General features: G+C 58.7%; 1 rRNA gene. It reads right to left on the bottom strand.

The annotated features are described in order from the left end of the window. Positions 1 to 1818 (bottom strand): 23S ribosomal RNA (locus HF519_RS29980); the annotation flags it as partial.

Genomic DNA, 1818 nt, shown 5'->3' with positions numbered 1-1818 from the left:
CCCCGGGGTACCTTTTATCCGTTGAGCGACACCCCTTCCACCAGGCGGTGCCGGATCACTAGTCCCGACTTTCGTCCCTGCTCGACATGTCTGTCTCACAGTCAAGCTCCCTTGTGCACTTACACTCAACACCTGATTGCCAACCAGGCTGAGGGAACCTTTGGGCGCCTCCGTTACATTTTGGGAGGCAACCGCCCCAGTTAAACTACCCACCAGGCACTGTCCCTGAACCAGATCATGGCCCGAGGTTGAGACACCCAATTCGACCAGAGTGGTATTTCAACGACGACTCCACAACCACTGGCGTGGCCGCTTCCCAGTCTCCCACCTATCCTACACAAGCCGAACCGAGCACCAATACCAAGCTGTAGTAAAGGTCCCGGGGTCTTTCCGTCCTGCCGCGCGTAACGAGCATCTTTACTCGTAGTGCAATTTCGCCGAGTCTGTGGTCGAGACAGCGCCCAAGTCGTTACGCCATTCGTGCAGGTCGGAACTTACCCGACAAGGAATTTCGCTACCTTAGGATGGTTATAGTTACCACCGCCGTTTACTGGCGCTTAAATTCTCCGCTTCGCCGGCCGAAACCAGCTAACAGGTCCTCTTAACGTTCCAGCACCGGGCAGGCGTCAGTCCGTATACATCGTCTTGCGACTTCGCACGGACCTGTGTTTTTAGTAAACAGTCGCTTGGGCCTGGTCTCTGCGGCCACCCCGCCCTAGCCCGCGCAGGGCTTCAAGCGCGATGGCCCTCCTTCTCCCGAAGTTACGGAGGTATTTTGCCGAGTTCCTTAACCACAGTTCACTCGATCGCCTCGGTATTCTCTACCTGACCACCTGTGTCGGTTTGGGGTACGGGCCGCAACAGCACTCGCTAGAGGCTTTTCTCGGCAGCATGGGATCATCCTACTTCGCCGCACTCGGCTATGCATCGCCTCTCACCCTTACATGACACCCGGATTTGCCTGGATGTCGGGCTACCGGCTTACACCAGTACTACCATTCACTGGCGGGACTACCCTCCTGCGTCACCCCATCGCTTGACTACTACCGGATCGGGTCCCACGCTCCCCCGACGCACCCACCCGAAGGTCGGCACGCGGGTTCGGATGGTCAGCATCACCGGCCTCATCACGGGCGCACTGCCACGGGCACGGGAATATCAACCCGTTGTCCATCGACTACGCCTGTCGGCCTCGCCTTAGGTCCCGGCTCACCCTGGGCGGATTAACCTGGCCCAGGAACCCTTGGTCATTCGGCGGCAGAGGTTCTCACTCTGCTTTCGCTACTCATGCCTGCATTCTCACTCGCACACCCTCCACCACTGGGTCACCCCGCGGCTTCACCGGATGCACGACGCTCCCCTACCCATCCCAACGACTACACCCACCAGGGCCACAACCCCGGCCGGCGGATCTCTGCTGGAATGCCACGGCTTCGGCGGTGCGCTTGAGCCCCGCTACATTGTCGGCGCAGGACCACTTGACCAGTGAGCTATTACGCACTCTTTCAAGGATGGCTGCTTCTAAGCCAACCTCCTGGTTGTCTGGGCGATCCCACATCCTTTCCCACTTAGCGCACGCTTAGGGGCCTTAGCCGGTGATCTGGGCTGTTTCCCTCTCGACTATGAAGCTTATCCCCCACAGTCTCACTGCCACGCTAGAAATACCGGCATTCGGAGTTTGGTTGAGTTCAGTAAGCTTGTCGGCCCCCTAGCCCATCCAGTGCTCTACCTCCGGCATCCACCACGCGACGCTGCACCTAAATGCATTTCGGGGAGAACCAGCTATCACGGAGTTTGATTGGCCTTTCACCCCTACCC

Origin of the sequence: Pseudonocardia bannensis (genome assembly GCF_012911875.1) — a bacterium.
Taxonomy (GTDB): Bacteria; Actinomycetota; Actinomycetes; order Mycobacteriales; family Pseudonocardiaceae; genus Pseudonocardia; species Pseudonocardia bannensis.
The sequence above is the reverse complement of the archived record's forward strand: the minus strand, read 5'-3'. Positions and strand labels throughout refer to the sequence as shown.